At 54.8% G+C, this 15,967-nt stretch carries 15 protein-coding genes and 1 tRNA gene; 4 read left to right on the top strand and 12 right to left on the bottom strand.

Annotation, left to right across the window (positions count from 1 at the left end; genetic code table 11):
* Window positions 1–59 precede the first annotated feature (59 nt).
* The gene (gene queA, locus RQ738_RS05670; RefSeq protein WP_314162743.1) at window positions 60–1,091 is read right to left on the bottom strand and encodes a tRNA preQ1(34) S-adenosylmethionine ribosyltransferase-isomerase QueA; all 1,032 of its coding nucleotides are present in this window, start codon (window positions 1,089–1,091) and stop codon (window positions 60–62) included.
* A 412-nt stretch (window positions 1,092–1,503) separates the two neighbouring features.
* On the opposite strand from queA, the gene RQ738_RS05665 reads away from it, so the two are divergent.
* Window positions 1,504–1,590, top strand: a tRNA-Leu gene (locus RQ738_RS05665).
* A 292-nt stretch (window positions 1,591–1,882) separates the two neighbouring features.
* On the top strand, window positions 1,883–3,739 hold the full coding sequence (locus tag RQ738_RS05660) for a DEAD/DEAH box helicase (protein ID WP_314162742.1): 1,857 nt from the start codon (window positions 1,883–1,885) through the stop codon (window positions 3,737–3,739).
* Window positions 3,740–3,871: 132 nt separating this feature from the next.
* On the opposite strand, the gene RQ738_RS05655 is transcribed toward RQ738_RS05660, so the two are convergent.
* The 3 genes from RQ738_RS05655 to RQ738_RS05645 are packed head-to-tail and all read right to left on the bottom strand — an operon-like array spanning window position 3,872 to window position 6,060.
* Window positions 3,872–4,666, bottom strand: coding sequence for a dienelactone hydrolase family protein (locus tag RQ738_RS05655; protein ID WP_314162741.1), 795 nt, complete (start codon window positions 4,664–4,666; stop codon window positions 3,872–3,874).
* A 21-nt stretch (window positions 4,667–4,687) separates the two neighbouring features.
* The gene (gene msrB, locus RQ738_RS05650) at window positions 4,688–5,086 is read right to left on the bottom strand and encodes a peptide-methionine (R)-S-oxide reductase MsrB (protein ID WP_314162740.1); all 399 of its coding nucleotides are present in this window, start codon (window positions 5,084–5,086) and stop codon (window positions 4,688–4,690) included.
* Window positions 5,087–5,139: 53 nt separating this feature from the next.
* Window positions 5,140–6,060 carry a Crp/Fnr family transcriptional regulator gene (locus RQ738_RS05645; RefSeq protein ID WP_314162739.1) on the bottom strand — a complete coding sequence of 307 codons (921 nt, stop codon included), beginning with the start codon at window positions 6,058–6,060 and terminating at the stop codon, window positions 5,140–5,142.
* Window positions 6,061–6,370: 310 nt separating this feature from the next.
* On the opposite strand from RQ738_RS05645, the gene ppc reads away from it, so the two are divergent.
* Entirely contained in the window at window positions 6,371–9,163 is a 2,793-nt protein-coding gene (gene ppc / locus RQ738_RS05640; RefSeq protein WP_314162738.1) for a phosphoenolpyruvate carboxylase, read from the top strand.
* A 79-nt stretch (window positions 9,164–9,242) separates the two neighbouring features.
* Here the strand turns inward: ppc and RQ738_RS05635 are convergent, their stop codons facing one another.
* The 8 genes from RQ738_RS05635 to pcnB form a co-directional block, all read right to left on the bottom strand.
* Window positions 9,243–9,983, bottom strand: coding sequence for a Mut7-C RNAse domain-containing protein (locus RQ738_RS05635; protein ID WP_314162737.1), 741 nt, complete (start codon window positions 9,981–9,983; stop codon window positions 9,243–9,245).
* 112 nt (window positions 9,984–10,095) lie between these two features.
* On the bottom strand, window positions 10,096–10,395 hold the full coding sequence (locus RQ738_RS05630) for a PilZ domain-containing protein (protein ID WP_314162736.1): 300 nt from the start codon (window positions 10,393–10,395) through the stop codon (window positions 10,096–10,098).
* 80 nt (window positions 10,396–10,475) lie between these two features.
* Window positions 10,476–10,856, bottom strand: coding sequence for an aspartate 1-decarboxylase (gene panD, locus RQ738_RS05625; protein ID WP_314162735.1), 381 nt, complete (start codon window positions 10,854–10,856; stop codon window positions 10,476–10,478).
* Window positions 10,857–10,997: 141 nt separating this feature from the next.
* Window positions 10,998–11,849, bottom strand: coding sequence for a pantoate--beta-alanine ligase (gene panC / locus RQ738_RS05620; protein ID WP_314162734.1), 852 nt, complete (start codon window positions 11,847–11,849; stop codon window positions 10,998–11,000).
* Between the two features lie 4 nt (window positions 11,850–11,853).
* Window positions 11,854–12,651 carry a 3-methyl-2-oxobutanoate hydroxymethyltransferase gene (gene panB / locus RQ738_RS05615; protein ID WP_314162733.1) on the bottom strand — a complete coding sequence of 266 codons (798 nt, stop codon included), beginning with the start codon at window positions 12,649–12,651 and terminating at the stop codon, window positions 11,854–11,856.
* Between the two features lie 2 nt (window positions 12,652–12,653).
* On the bottom strand, window positions 12,654–13,304 hold the full coding sequence (locus RQ738_RS05610; protein WP_314162732.1) for a deoxynucleoside kinase: 651 nt from the start codon (window positions 13,302–13,304) through the stop codon (window positions 12,654–12,656).
* Window positions 13,305–13,350: 46 nt separating this feature from the next.
* The gene (gene folK / locus RQ738_RS05605; RefSeq protein ID WP_314162731.1) at window positions 13,351–13,839 is read right to left on the bottom strand and encodes a 2-amino-4-hydroxy-6-hydroxymethyldihydropteridine diphosphokinase; all 489 of its coding nucleotides are present in this window, start codon (window positions 13,837–13,839) and stop codon (window positions 13,351–13,353) included.
* A gap of 4 nt (window positions 13,840–13,843) precedes the next feature.
* Window positions 13,844–15,157 carry a polynucleotide adenylyltransferase PcnB gene (gene pcnB / locus RQ738_RS05600; RefSeq protein ID WP_314162730.1) on the bottom strand — a complete coding sequence of 438 codons (1,314 nt, stop codon included), beginning with the start codon at window positions 15,155–15,157 and terminating at the stop codon, window positions 13,844–13,846.
* A 151-nt stretch (window positions 15,158–15,308) separates the two neighbouring features.
* Between pcnB and RQ738_RS05595 the strand changes: the two genes are divergently transcribed.
* Complete coding sequence (locus RQ738_RS05595) at window positions 15,309–15,755, top strand: RDD family protein (protein WP_314162728.1); 447 nt, start codon at window positions 15,309–15,311, stop codon at window positions 15,753–15,755.
* Window positions 15,756–15,967 lie beyond the last annotated feature (212 nt).

The following is a 15,967-nucleotide window of genomic DNA, read 5'->3' as shown; positions in this document are numbered from 1 at the left end:
ATTAACCTTCGCGTTCGCTGCGTCTCCGCGCCTCTGCGTTGGGCTTTATTATTAAATACTCACAACTTGCTGATAAACATCGCGTCGCCGTAGCTGAAAAAACGGTAACGTTCTTCTACGGCATGCCGGTAGGCGGTCATTATAAGCTCATGCCCGGCAAAGGCACTCACCAGCATAATCAGGGTGGACTCCGGCAGGTGGAAATTGGTCAGCATCGCATCAATGGTCAGAAATTCGTAACCGGGATACATGAAAATATCGGTCTCGCCGCTGAACGGTGCCAGCACCCCACCGTTCGCCTGCGCGGCACTCTCCAGCGCGCGGACACTGGTCGTGCCCACGCCGATGACACGGCCCCCGGCGGCACGAGTCTGTTCAATCGCGGCCACCGTTTTGGCACTGACTTCAATGTATTCACTGTGCATGTGGTGATCGCGAATATCATCCGCGCGTACCGGCTGGAAGGTGCCTGCCCCCACATGCAAGGTCACCTGCGTGCTATTCACCCCCATATCTTTCAATGTCGTCAGCATCGCCTCGTCAAAGTGCAGGCCGGCCGTGGGTGCGGCTACTGCACCGGGGCGTTGCGCATACACGGTCTGGTAACGCTCGCGGTCCTGCTCCGCATCCTCGCGATCTATATAAGGAGGCAATGGCATGTGCCCGTGGGCCTCGAGGATCTCGAGCACCTCGCGCGAGTCATCAAAGCGGAGCTTGAACAACTCCCCTTCCCGCCCCAGCACCTCGGCATCAATACAGCCCTCGAGGCGCAACGGGTTACCGGGTCTCGGGGTCTTGCTGGCGCGGATGTGGGCCAGTACGTGGCGGGTATCCAGCAGCCGCTCGACCAGCACCTCGACCCTGCCACCACTGGCCTTGTGGCCGTGCAGGCGCGCCGGGATCACGCGGGTATCGTTAAATACCAGCAGGTCACCGGCCCGCAACAGCTCAGGCAGATCACTGAAGCGGCGATCCGCCAGCGTGGCATCGGCGACATTCACGCACAACAGCCTACTGCCGCCGCGCTCTGCGGCGGGCTGCTGGGCGATCAGTTCCGTGGGGAGATCAAAATGAAAATCACTGCGCTGCATGGCGGGATTCTAACAGAGCCGGGAATAGATCGTGACTCATAAGACCCGGGGCTATGCACAATCAAGCTTACAAGATTATTTACCAGCTACGTAGCGGCGTGCTGACCCGCCTGAACTGGCACAGCATATTCAGTCCTTTAAAACATTTCCCGTTCACATATTCTCTGTCAGCACTAAATGTCCGGTATACAGCGGGAGAGCTGTAACACTATTTTTAAAAGCCCCTGTTTTATAAATCGGCAGACCAGGTTGCTCTCGCAGAGACTATTGCAGTGTGAAATGTAAACACCGGTTATACATGCGGGAGCCGAGTCCCCGCTGTGGGTAATTGTTTCCGTCTTGTTTAGCGGGGGTAACCAGATTTGGCTTGAGCGAAACAGGAAATACTATAGAATGTCACCTCCTGACCCGTGCCGGGGTGGCGAAATTGGTAGACGCAGGGGATTCAAAATCCCCCGGTGGAGACACCTTGTCGGTTCGAGTCCGACCCTCGGTACCATTTCAGTTTCCCCTCAAAGACACGGTTTCCTGATTTTTTTACTATAATTTCCAATCGGTTACCAGGTTTTAGCAGGTGTTTCCAGATTGCGAAGGCCCGCTGCCCCCAGAAGCAAACGCAATCAAGCCTTCACAGTACACCCCCTGTGGTTACGATTTTAATGCTGAAATAGCCGATTAACCCGCATATATCTGGGTGTTGGCGGCAAAATCAGGTATGATCCCGGCACGATATTATCCACTCGGTAATTCGCCATATCCGGCGATTACCCTATTAACCAAGGCGCACCCCCATGTCCACCGAGATTGCCAACTTCGAACAGTTGGCCCTGTCTGCTCCCATTCTTCAGGTTCTGCAAGAAGTCGGCTATGAAACCCCGTCGCCGATCCAGGCGGAAAGTATCCCGCCCTTGCTGGCGGGCCATGACCTGCTCGGCCAGGCCCAGACCGGGACGGGAAAAACCGCGGCCTTTGCCCTGCCGCTGCTGCATAAGCTCGAGCTGGCTGTCAAACAGCCGCAGGTCCTGGTTCTGACCCCGACGCGTGAACTGGCTATCCAGGTAGCCGAGGCCTTCCAGACCTATGCACGGCACCTGAAAGGTTTTCATGTCTTACCTATCTATGGTGGCCAGAGTATGAGCCAGCAACTGCAACACCTGAAACGTGGCCCGCACGTTATCGTCGGCACACCGGGGCGGGTTATGGATCATATGCGCCGTAAAAGCCTCAAGCTCGATACACTACGCGCGATGGTGCTCGACGAGGCCGATGAAATGCTACGCATGGGTTTTATCGACGATGTCGAATGGATCCTCGAACAGACCCCTGAACAGCGCCAGATCGCGCTGTTTTCCGCGACCATGCCCGATGTTATCCGCAAGGTTGCCCGCAAGCATCTTAACGACCCTGTTGAGATCAAGATCAAAACCAAAACCAGTACTGTCGAGACTATCGAACAGCACTATTGGCAGGTCAGCGGCACCAACAAGCTGGATGCCCTGACCCGGATCCTGGAAGTACAGGACTTTGATGCCAGTATCATTTTTGTCCGCACCCGTACCGCAACAGTGGAACTTGCGGAGAAACTCGAGGCACGGGGTTATCGTTGCGCAGCCCTGAATGGGGACATCAGTCAGGATATTCGTGAACGCACTGTCCAGCAGTTAAAGAACAAGAAGCTCGATATTATTATCGCCACCGATGTCGCTGCTCGTGGTCTCGATGTGCAGCGCATATCGCATGTGATTAACTACGACATTCCGAATGATGTCGAATCCTATGTACACCGCATCGGCCGCACCGGTCGTGCCGGCCGCAAGGGTTGCGCCATCCTGTTTGTAGCGCCTCGGGAAATGCGCATGCTGCACGCCATTGAGCGCGCCACCCGTCAGAAAATCGAGCGGGTACAGCTACCATCTTCTGAAATAATCACTAACAAGCGTATCGCCCAGTTCAAGGAAAAGATACTCGAAACAATTGAATCAGGTAACCTGGATTTCTTCCACGACATAATCGACCAGATTAAGCATGAACATGAAATCAGCGTTGAACAAATAGCCGCTGCACTGGCAAAACAGGTGCAAACCGAACGCCCGCTGCGCATGAAGGAACTCCCCCAGGCACGGCAGGAAAAAGAATCACCGCGATCGCGGAAGGAAACACCAACACGCGAACGCCAGGAACGCCCGCGCAAGACAGACAAGCATCGCAGTGCCGATAACGAAGCCGACATGGTTACCTATCGTCTCGAGGTCGGTCGCGATGACGGTGTAATGCCGAAGAACATCGTCGGCGCCATTGCCAATGAAGTCGGTCTGGATTTTTCCAGTATCGGCCACATCAAGCTCTATGATGACTACAGCACCGTCGAGCTGCCAAAGGACCTGTCAAAAACGAACTTCCAGCACCTCATAAAGGTTCGGGTCTGCCACAAGCCGTTAAACATCAGTCTTGCCGATGGCTCAACTTTCAGCGACGCGCCGGTGCAGAAGAAACCGCGAGGCAAGGTACAGGAAGACAGCCCGGTGCCAAAAAAGAAGACCGAGCGCAAAAAAGAAAAATGGTCTTCCGAACGCAAGAAAGATGCGGCCAGGAAACGCGCCAAGAAGAGCAAGGAAAAGTCTAAAGAAAAGAAGAAAACCAAAAAATAATATGGACAGGATTTACAGGACATAACAGGATTTTATTCGTGCTGTTTTTTATCCCGTCAATCCTGTAAATCCTGTCTATTTATATAATTCGCTGTGTAATATTCACGGATAAGTTCAAGTTTCTCCTGATCATCAATCCTGCTTAAAGATTTTCTTGAAGAAGTCCTGCATACCCTGCCATGACAGATCGTCCGCACTCTTGTCATAGGCCAGCGGCATACCGAACTGCTTCGCAAAATCATCCGCCGCAGGATTCGTAAAGCTGTGTTTTGCGCCGGGAATATTTACAAAATCATACGCGACGCCGGCCTCATCCATTTCCTTTTTGAAGGCTGCGATCTGTTCCGGTTTCACAAACGGGTCATCTGCCCCGTTATAAACCAGCACGCTGGCCTTGACATCACCCTTGCTCGCCGGCGTAGTAGTGGCAACGCTGCCATGGAAGCTGACCACACCATCAAGGTCAACACCCTGTCTTGCCATTTGCAATACTATACCGCCGCCGAAGCAATAGCCGATCGCGGCAGTCTTGTCCTTGTCGACTGTCTCATGCGTCATCAACAGGTTTAGCGCGGCGAGAAAACGGGCCTTGGCAAGCGGCAAATCGCTACCTACTGCCTTGGCAAATTTACCGGCATCATCCGGATGGTTGGCGGTCTTGCCATCACCGTACATATCTATGGCCAGCGCGGTGTAACCGAGCTCGGCCAGCATGCGGGCACGCTTGCGCGCATAATCGTTATGACCCCACCACTCGTGTACAACGAGAATGCCAGGGCGTTTGCCCTGTATGGCGTCATCATAGGCCAGGTAGCCCTTTAGCTCGGTGCCGTTGTCCTTGTAAGTCACTTCTTCGGTCTTGACCGCGGCCTGGGCAAGGGCAGAAAACAGGCATAAAAACAGGGCCGCACAGGTAATCTTTTTCATCACATTTTCTCCATTTGAAAATTATTCTTTCTCTAGCGTCAAAGATGCCGAGTTAATGCAATAACGCAGACCGGTTGGCTGTGGACCGTCGGGGAACACATGTCCGAGGTGACATCCACACTTGCGGCAATGCACCTCTTCACGTCGCATGCCGTGACTTACATCGACATCAGATTCTATAGCGACTTCATCAAGTGCCCGCCAGAAGCTCGGCCAACCGGTACCGGAATCAAACTTGGTTTCTGAATTAAACAGTGGCTCTCCGCAACAGGCACACCGGTAAATGCCTTTATCCTTACAGTCATGGTATCTGCCACTAAAGGCACGTTCGGTACCCTTCTCGCGGCAAACATGGAATTGCTCGTCACTCAGGCGTTCCCGCCATTCCTGTGCGGAGAGTTCAATCACATCCTGCCCCATAAAATATAACCTTGTATTTTTTATGATTTAAAAACCGGTATCGTGCGAAAATTCTACTCATTAACCTCATGCTCGGCAATCAGTACTGTTTCAATATCGGCAAGGATAGTCTGTACATCACTTTCAGACTCGGGACGCGTACGTGCATGCTCGGTGCGTGATTTTCGCGCATGCGCGACCAGGTCAATGCTTTCCTGAATATTGGGAAATTTACGGATAAATTCAAGGAATTCACTACAGCCAAGGCGCACCAGTTCCATTTGTGTCACGGCAGCTACCGAAGCCGCACGTGGCGCACCTGTCAATAATGACCACTCACCAAAATAGTCCCCGGGGCGTAACAGGGCCAGGTTCAGCTCGGTATTGTCAATCGTCGTAAAGACACGTGCGATACCGTAATTGATTATATACAAGGCATCACCCAACTCGCCTTCACGAATCAGTCGTTCACCCTTACGTGCCGTCACCAGTGAGGCCACCTTGCACATTTCATCAAAGGCCTCGTCAGTAAGCGAATTGAATATACTTACCGACTTCAGGGCCGTCTGGATACTGCGCCTGTGATAACGCTCGAAAACGGCATCACGTAACACCGGCACCTGCTCGATCAATTCACCTAGTACCTCACCAGGTATATCCAGTACTACGGAATTCTTCAACACTGTCACCGTCGCGATGCGGGGCATCATGAATAGCGCGGCGATCTCGCCAAAGACTTCACCGGAATATAACTTGCCGAGCGAAACGGTCTTGTTTTGCACCTCTTCGGTAACCTCAACGGCACCATTGATCAGGACAAATACATTGCGGTCCCGCTGGTACTGCCGGCACAGGATCTCACCGGCCTCGACTACACGTATCGTCCCACGCGCCAGCAAGTACTCGCGATCTTGCTGCGACAGCAAGTCGCCAAAAATCGGATTTTTCCGCATCGCCCGATGCATCGAATCCAGAATGACATTAATGTCCGGCATCGCGGGCTCCTTTTCTATTGTTATTAGTGCCTGTGATTATCAACTTTTCATGCCTTCCAAACCTTGAACGGGTTCACGTCACCGCGTTCGCTTGCAACACAGGCGGTTCGGACCATTCTGCCAACTGACTGACGAAACAGCAAAACCAGAACCGAAACAACCTGCCCTCGTCCTAGTATATAAGGTATGGCGGTGAAGCCTGCGATATGTCCCCAAAACAGGTATAATGCGCCACTTTGTATGGCGAGGGTATTCCTATATTCTCGCCACTATTATTGTAACCAATTGTTTACAGGCGGTTTTATTTTTTATGGCAACCCAGATCAGCGATAAGCAGCTCCGTAGTCGGGTCAAGTTACTCGGTCGATTACTCGGTAATGTCCTCCATGAGCAGGCTGGGGAGCGCGTTTACAGGGCCGTCGAGACCCTGCGCAGGGGCTACGTCAACTTGCGCCAGAAGGATGATGCTGCCAGGGCACGCCGTCTGAAAAGGATTATCGAGGGGCTTGAACCAGAACTGGCCACCCACGTCGTGCGGGCCTTCAGCACCTATTTCAGCCTGGTCAACATCGCCGAAGAGGCCTACCAGCACCGCCAACGCCGCCAGCAGGTCCGCACCAGTGGGCCACTCTGGGAAGGGTCTTTTAATCACACCCTGCAGGAATTCTGCGATCAGGGCATCACTGCCGAACAACTGCAAACCCTGCTCAGTCAACTGAATTACATGCCTGTCTTCACCGCCCATCCGACCGAGGCCAAGCGCCGGACTATCCTTGAGACACTCCGCCGTGTCTTTGTCACCAGTGAAAGACTCAACGACCCACGCCTGGGCAAGAGCGAACGTGAGGAGATCGTTGAAGATATCAAGTCACAGATCCAGGTACTGTGGAAGACCGATGAAGTCCGCGTGCACAAGCCCAAGGTTCGCGACGAGATCCGTAACGGTCAGTACTATTTCCGTGAATCCCTGTTCGAGGCCGTCCCCCGCAGTTACCGCTACCTGGAGAAAGCACTTCGCCGTATCTACGGAGAGGAAGCCAAAAAGATTCATATCCCGACAATTATGCGCTTTGGATCCTGGATTGGTGGCGACCGTGACGGTAACCCGTTTGTAAAACCGGAGACGACGGTCGAGGCCTTGCGGATGCAAAAACGTGTGATGCTGCTCGAGTACCTGCATCGCGTTAGTCGGCTCGGACACAAACTCACGCACTCAAGTCAGCTTTGCGAGCCAAGTGCCGCTATCAGGAAAAGCATTGAATGTGAGGATGACATTTGTCGCAGTGCCTTTGCCGATAATCCGAACCGTTTCAGTCATGAACCCTATCGTCGCAAACTGCACCTTATGCATTACCGTCTGGAACTGTCACTCTGCACGGTCAAGAACCAGCTGGCCGGTAATGACCGTGAACGTTTCGAGGGTCGTTATCAGAATGAAGATGAGCTGCTTGCTGATCTGAAGATGATCCATGATTCCTTGAGCAGTCATGGTGACAGGAATATTGCTGATCAGGACCTGCTTGATCTGATACGTCTGGTAGAGACATTCGGCTTCTTCCTTGCGCATCTCGACATTCGCCAGGAATCCACCCGCCATACCGAGGCGGTCGTCGAAATCATGCAGGCCAATGGCATCGACTATGCCGCACTGGATGAAACCGCACGCATGGAAAAACTGGCCGGTCTGCTGGCTGACCATGACGACATCACGCTGGACAAAGCCGCTTATAGTGAACCGACCAGCGAGACCGTTGCCGTCTTTAAGGTCATGGCCCAGATGCAGCAGGAGGTCAGCAAGCAGGCCTTTGGCAGCTATGTTATTTCCATGACCCATGCGGCCAGTCACATCATGGAAGTCATGTTCCTGGCTTCCCTGTGTGGCCTGGCCGGCAAGAAAGAGGGCGAATGGTTCTGTGATATTTCAATCAGCCCGCTGTTTGAAACCGTGGAAGACCTGCAACACATCGATCCGGTCATGCGGGCCCTGTTCAGCAACCCGAACTATGCCGCCCTGCTCAAGGTCGCGGGTAACCGTCAGGAAATCATGCTGGGCTACTCTGACTCCTGCAAGGATGGCGGTATTCTCGCCTCCGGCTGGAACCTGTACCAGGCACAACGCCAGATCACCGAGCTCGCGCGCCAGTATAGTATCGATCTACGCCTGTTTCATGGTCGTGGCGGTACCATTGGCCGAGGTGGTGGCCCGACTCATCACGCGATCCTTTCGCAGCCTGCGGATACCGTGTACGGCGAGATCAAGTTCACCGAGCAGGGTGAAGTCCTTTCATACAAATACAGCAATGTTGAGACCGCCAGTTATGAACTCAGCATGGGGGTTACCGGCCTGATGAAGGCCAGCCGCAGTTTGATCGTCCCGCCCAAAGATGATCAAACCGAGTATCTCGAGATCATGAACGAACTGGCACAGATTGGTGAAGACTGCTACCGCGAACTCATTAACCGTACCGAAGGGTTCCTTGATTACTTCTATGAGGCGACACCGGTTTCAGAGATCGGCCTGCTTAACATCGGTTCGCGTCCCTCACATCGCAAGAAGTCTGACCGATCCATGAACTCGATTCGTGCCATACCCTGGGTCTTCGGCTGGGCACAATCACGGCATACAGTGCCTGCCTGGTATGGTATTGGCACCGCCCTGAGCAAGTGGCACAACAATGACCCGCAACGTATCGAGAAGCTGCAAAGCATGTACAGGGAATGGCCATTCTTCCGCGCCCTGCTGAGTAATTCGCAAATGGCGCTTTACAAAGGTGATATGAACATCGCCCGCGAATATGCTGATCTGTGCAAAGACAGCGCCATGGCCGAACGCCTGCACAGCAAGATCAGTGACGAATATGCCTGTACCAAAGAGCAGGTGCTGCGGGTTTCAAACTGCAGCTACCTGATGGAGGAAACCCCTGCGCTGGCCTTCTCACTGGAGCGTCGCAATCCCTATCTCGATCCGCTCAACCATATCCAGACGACTCTTTTACGCCGCCTGCGCGATGAAAGCGTCAGTGACGATGAACGTGATATCTGGCGCAACCCGTTACTGCGAACCATCAACGCTATCGCCCAGGGTATGCGTAACACCGGTTAAGCCTTCGATGCACAAGGTTTGGTTTAGAAAGGGCGATGCTTACCGGCAGTGCCCTTTTTTGGGATCTTTTCTTATTTCATCAAACACTGTCGAAAAATTCTTGCATGCGGGTATAGTGCGAGCCTTCCCAGTAGACCTGCCCGCAATCACAACACTGCACGAAATTTTGCAGTCCGGGATCACTTGCCACCCTGCCCGGAAGACGCTTACTGACGGTGCTTTTCTCTACCTGCCTGACTTTACCGTTACAGTGCGGACAACGTGAGAAGGGCCTGAACAAATCCTTCAGCCGGTAATGCGAGACCAGCTCGCGAAACTGTTGGCGGGACTGCGTTTGCCGGAGCCAGTAGCCATAGCGGATCTGGCTGCGCTTGAGCAAGCCCACATCGCGTGTCACGACGATCCTGTCATCCCGTTCGGCGACATGAGCAATCTCGGCATCCCCCATATCGACCGGAGTATAGAGCGTATCAAAACCCGCCGTGCGCAGGTAGCGGGCCAACTTTCCCAGGTGAACATCCAGCACAAAAACAGGACATCCCATCGGCAGGAAATCCTGCCGGTATTCATTGGCAACGAAAGGGTGTGCAGCATGCGGATAAACGTGAACCACATCACCGTAATTCAACCCATATGAGAAATTAACCGCCTTACCATTAACAAGCATAACGGCCACCTCGGTATGTGGCACACCCATCGCCTCGATCGCATCTTTGATCGCGGGATGGGCATCGAAATGATAGGGGCAGGCCTTGCCTGCCAGGCCGGCAGGCAGGAAGTCGTTGAGGACATCGTGAAAATAAAAGTTCGCATGTTCCATATGCATAGAACCCTGTTGCAGGTAGCCGCAGCAAGCCCGAGAGCCTTCATATCCGGCGTCGTCCAACTGCTTGATGAGGCGCCGCAAGTAACGCGCCGGGGCGCTGCCGGGGTTAATCGATCATTTCGGTAATCAAGCAACCAATAGCGTAATCATCCCCGGCCCCGGCTTCTACCCGTACCACGCGTGCCATGGCATGCAGGGGTGGCGTCAGGCCTTCCTTGCCGGGGGAGATTTTGATCTCGAGTACTTCATCGAACTCGAGTGCTGTCGCGCAATTGAACAAAAGCCCCGTAGCACTAAGGTTGGTTGCTGTGCCGTTAATGATGACATCTTCGCCAATACGACGTACAACAACCTCGCAGTCGATGTTCATACGTCGAAAGTCGCGACCATCGTAGGAATCGACCATCTATCACGCTTCCTTTTTATATCGTCTGTATACCGTGACCGTTGCGTGTCACGGGAGTCTCGATATTGTATCGGCCGGAATCAGGCAACCTGAACAGGAATAGTGTTACGCGTGTGTGTGATCTCGTTTTTCTCATCGAGATAGACCAGGGTTGGCTGGAAACCGGCCAATTCCTGCTGACTCAGCGAGACATAACTGCAGATGATGACCCGGTCACCGGGGTCAGCCTTGTGCGCGGCCGCACCATTCACGGAAATAATGCCGGAGCCATCCTGGGCACGAATAGCGTAGGTCGTGAACCGCTCACCGTTGTTCACGTTATAGATCTGGATCTGCTCATATTCACGGATGCCCGCTGTATCCAGCAGGTGCCCGTCAATCGCACACGAGCCTTCGTACTCCAGTTCGGAGTGTGTGACACAGGCTCGGTGGAGCTTACATTTAAGCATCGTTAAGTGCATGCTTTGCCCTTGAGTTGCGGTAAGAAACAGGGCCCGTCAGTCGCGAGCCCGGCCGTATTATCCGGTTTTCCCCGCTGGCATTCAAATCTCTGCGACAACTTGTTGAATTATATAAGGTTACATTCCCCCAAAAGGCCATTTTTAGCGTCCACAGAGCAGATTATCGATTAATCGCGCCTTCCCGAGATGGGCCGCGGCGACGATCACCAGTTCACTGTCAGCGGCACCGGGCAGACCAAGATCTGCAGCCCGGCGAATGCTCACGTATTCCGGCTCGAAACCGGCAGATTCAAGCCGGGCTTCTGCTCTCGCCTCGATAGCGGCGATATCGCGCTCGCCCGTCTGCAACTGCTCGCAACAGGCTTGCAGGCTTGCATACAATTGCGCGGCCTGGTCACGTTGCGGGCCGGTCAAATAGCGGTTTCGTGAACTCATCGCCAGACCGCTGGCCTCGCGAATCGTAGCCTGGCCGATTATCTCGACGGGTATGTTCAGGTCCGCCACCACGCGACGAATCACGAGCAGTTGCTGGTAGTCCTTTTCACCAAACACGGCCACGTCAGGCCGGACGAGGTTGAGGAGTTTCGTCACCACCGTGGCCACACCGTTAAAGTGCCCCGGCCGCGCAGCCCCGCAGAGGATATTCGCCAGCGCCTCAGGGACGGCGATACTCGTGCTGATAGCCTCCCCCTGCGGGTACATCATGTCGACCGTCGGCAGAAACACCGCATCAACACCGCGCGCCGCAAGCAGGGCGCAATCTTCTTCCTGTGTGCGCGGATAGGCGGCAAAGTCTTCATTTGGACCAAACTGCGTCGGGTTGACGAAGATACTCACCACACATCGATCGGCATGGCGTTTCGCCGCGTCGATCAAACATAAATGTCCCTCGTGCAGGTTGCCCATGGTCGGCACCAGCGCGATCCGTTCACCGTCAGCGCGCCAGGTCTGGAGCTGCTCATGCAGGCTGTTTATATCCGGGAGTTGTTTCATGTCTTTACTGGTAAGTATGTTCAACGGCCGGGTAACGCGCATCTTTGACTGCCTTGACATAGGCCCGCACGGCCGCCTCGATGCTGTCTTGCCCTGCCAGGAAGTTATGCACGAACCTTGCCTTGTGCCCGCCACTGATGCCAAGCATGTCATAACACACCAGCACCTGGCCATCGCAATCGACACCGGCACCGATGCCGATCACCGGTATCAGCAGGCGTTGGCTGATTCGTTTTGCCAGCCCCGCCGGCACACACTCCAGTACCAGCATGCCGATGCCTGCCTGTTCGAGCAATACGGCGTCTTCCAGAATGCGCTCTGCGCTCGCGGCATCACGACCCTGCACCCTGTAACCATCAGGCGTGGTCACCGATTGCGGCAACAGGCCAAGGTGCCCGCAGACCGGGATTGAGGCCGCGACCAGCGCATTGATTGCCTCAAGCTGTTCGCGGCCACCTTCCAGCTTGACCATTTGCGCGCCGGCCTGCCCGACAAGGACCCGGGCATTCTCCACGGTCTCGGTTGTCGTCTGATAGGTGTTATAGGGCATGTCGACAACGATATAACCCTGTTGGCTGCCACGCGCCACTGCCTGGCCGTGATACACCATGTCAGCAAGGCTGACGGGACGGGTGGAAGCCTGCCCCTGGATGACCATGCCGAGTGAATCGCCAACCAGTAATACCTCCACGCCGGCCTGCTCGAACAAACCGGCAAAGCTCACATCATAAGCGGTTAACACGGCGATCTTCTCACCCCGCTGTTTCATCTGCATAAAGGTATTCAGGTCAAGGCGCGACATGGTTACAGGTTAAACGGTTGCGGATTAAAGAAGTGTCGTCCGCTACGGACGGCCTTGGCACGTTCCAGCAGCATCTCGTAATCCTGGCTGCTGTTCACAAAGTCCAGATCAGCGGCGTTCACAATCAATAACGGGGCATCCGTGTACTGGTGGAAGAAACGTGTATAGGAATCATTCAGGCGCTGCAGGTAGGCGGCCGAAATATTGCGTTCATAGTCGTGGCCACGCTTACTGATGCGATTCAACAAAACCTCGACCGGTGCCTGCAGGTAAATCACAAGATCCGGCTGCGGCGCATCCATGGTCATGTTGTTATAAACCTGCTCATAGAGGTCAAACTCGTCGTCCTCCAGGGTCAGCTCGGCAAACAGGCGGTCCTTCTCGATCAGAAAATCCGAAACCCTGACCGGACGGAACATATCGGTCTGGCGCAGCTCCTGCATCTGCCGGGCCCGCTGAAAGAGAAAGAACAGCTGGGTCGGCAGCGCCGCCTCACGCGGTTTCTTATAAAAGCGTTCGAGGAAGGGGTTTTCATCCGCGCCCTCCAGCAGCAACTCGCTGCCAAAAGATCGGGCCAGACGCCGGGCAAGAGTGGTCTTCCCTACCCCGATCGGCCCTTCAACGACGATAAAATCCGGTCTTGTCTCAGTCATAACTGTATAGCGCTACCCAGAAGCCCTTATTGTAACCTGTTTCGGCTCAACCCGGCAGGCGTTCCAGCCCATACACCGGGCAATGTTCGAGCAACGCTTGCAGTCCCGGCTGACCGGGGATGACGACATCCGGGGCAATCTCGGCCAGCGGGACTAACACAAAGTCTCGCTCGGCCAGACCCGGATGCGGCACCTGCAGGCTGTCGGTATGGATGATTTCATCGGCATACAACAACAGGTCCAGATCCAGTGTGCGCGCGCTCCAGCGCTGCCCGCTACGGTCTCGCCCCTGTGCCTGTTCAATGCCCTGCAAGGCAAGTAACAGTGCCGGCGGGGCCAGTGTCGTCTCCAGTTCAGCCACCGCATTAATATAGTCGGGCTGCTCGGCCGGGCCCATCGGCTTACTGCGGTAGAAAGAGGAGCGTTTGACAACGCGGCTGCCAGGAAGCCGGTGCAGTGCCACAAGCGCTGTCTCCAGCTGTTGTTGCGGTTCCTCCAGGTTAGCACCCAGACCGATATAGGCCTTCACCGACACGGTCTCAATCGCCTTCCGGTTTCTTCCGGGGCTTGCTACGGCGGCGGCGAGCCTTCTTTTTTTTCGCTGCCGGCAGCAGCATCGCGTCACGTTCCTCGCCTTCAACTTCCTGGATGCGTGTCCACCACTCGGCGGTTTCACGCAAGGACTCATCGGCGATGGCGCGCAGCACCAGGAAATCATATGCCGCGCGGAAACGCGGCAGTTCCAGCAGGCGCAGTGCCCGGCGCCCGGCACGGTTCATCAGCCGCGCCTGCAGGACATAAATCTCTTTCACCATCAGGGCAAAACGGCGCGGGATCGAGGCGGACTCGCGCATGCGGGTAAAGGCCTTGTCCGTCGCTACCTGGATGGCCTGCACCTCCGGCATGCCGCTGTCCCGCAGCCTGGGCAGGTACTCTTGCATGGGTTGCCACAGCAATGCTGCAAACAGGAAGGCAGGATTGACCGGCTTGCCTTCCGCAATCCGCTTGTCCGTACTCCGCAAGGACTCTGCCAGAAGGATATTCGGGAAACCGTTTTCTTCCTTGGCAAGCGCCTGCTCGGTCATCGGGAACAACTGCCCAAACAGGTCATAGTGACGTAGCTGCTCATAGGTCTGCAGGGCATAACCGGCGTGAAACAGTTTCAGGACCTCTTCAAACAGTCGCGCCGGCGAGATATCACCGAGCAAGGGCGCCAGCTCTCTCATCGGCGCCTCGGTCTCGGGCTCGATACGCATCCCCAGTTTGCAGGCAAAGCGCACTGCCCGCAGCATGCGCACCGGGTCTTCACGATAGCGTTGCTCGGGGTCACCGATCAGGCGCAACAGCCCCTGTTGCAGATCTTCGTAGCCGCCAACATAATCGATCACCGAGAAGTCACGGATGTTGTAATACAGGGCGTTGACCGTGAAATCACGGCGCCAGACATCCTCCTCGATCGTGCCATAGACGTTGTCACGGATAATACGGCCATTCTCCATGTGCACATCGCCCTCGGCCTCGCCATCAAGCTGGGCACGAAAAGTGGCCACTTCGATGATCTCGCGACCAAAGTGAATATGCGCGAGGCGAAAGCGTCGCCCGATCAGGCGACAGTTACGGAATGCCGCCCGGATCTCTTCCGGCGAGGCATCGGTGGCAATATCAAAGTCCTTGGGCTCACGGCCGAGCAACAGGTCACGGACCCCGCCCCCGACCAGGTAGGCGGCATGCCCGGCCTTCTTCAACCCGTAAAGGACCTTGAGGGCCTCTTTACTGATATTCGAGCGGGAAATGCTGTGTTCGGCACGGGGAATAATTCGCGGTGCGGACTCGCTTGTTGATGAAGTGTTCAAATTCGGATAAAAACCTGTTCAAGCAAATGCTTAAGTAGAAAATTAGTGGGTGTATAATAGCATTGCTCGGGGCATTCTTGCAGTTTTCCTGCACATTCATCAGCAAAACCTTCATAATCGTGCCATTAACCACCGTGTATACGACATCACCATGACCACAGACACCGATTTCCCGACCCTGCCACCTGCCGGGCTGCTCCGCCGCCTTGCCGCGTTTATCTACGATATCCTGCTGCTGGCCGCGATCCTGCTCATCGCGGGCTTCATTGCCCTGCCTTTCAGCGGCGGCGAGGCCATCAGCCCCGGCAATCCCTGGTACCAGACCTACCTGTTCACCCTGAGTTTCATCTTCTATGCCTGGTTCTGGACGCGCGGCGGCCAGACCCTCGGCATGCGTGCCTGGCGCCTGCGCGTGGAAAGCATGGATGGCAGCCCCCTCAACCTGGGCCAGTCCCTGCTGCGCTTCATGGCCGGTATTGTCACATTGATGACCGCCGGGCTGGCGATGTTGTGGATGCTCGTCGATAAGGAGAAACGCACCTTGCATGACCGGTTTTCGGATACGCGTGTGGTGGTGTTGCCTAAGGTGAAGAAGTAGTGGTTTTTTTGTTTTTCTTTTAGAGCTTTTAAATTTTAAAACCAGTTGTTCTTTTCGCGCCCACCGAGCGCGAGTGTCTTTTCTTTGCTCGTGCAAAGAAAGTAACACGCGCTGGGTGCAGCGCGTAAAGAACACGTGCCTTTAAAAATCAAAAGCTTTTTAAATAAAACTGTCGGATTACGCTAACGCTAATCCGACCTTGTATCTCTCTC

Origin of the sequence: Sulfuriflexus sp., from assembly GCF_032250955.1 — a bacterium.
In the GTDB taxonomy this organism is placed as follows: Bacteria; Pseudomonadota; Gammaproteobacteria; order AKS1; family AKS1; genus Sulfuriflexus.
The sequence above is the reverse complement of the archived record's forward strand: the minus strand, read 5'-3'. Positions and strand labels throughout refer to the sequence as shown.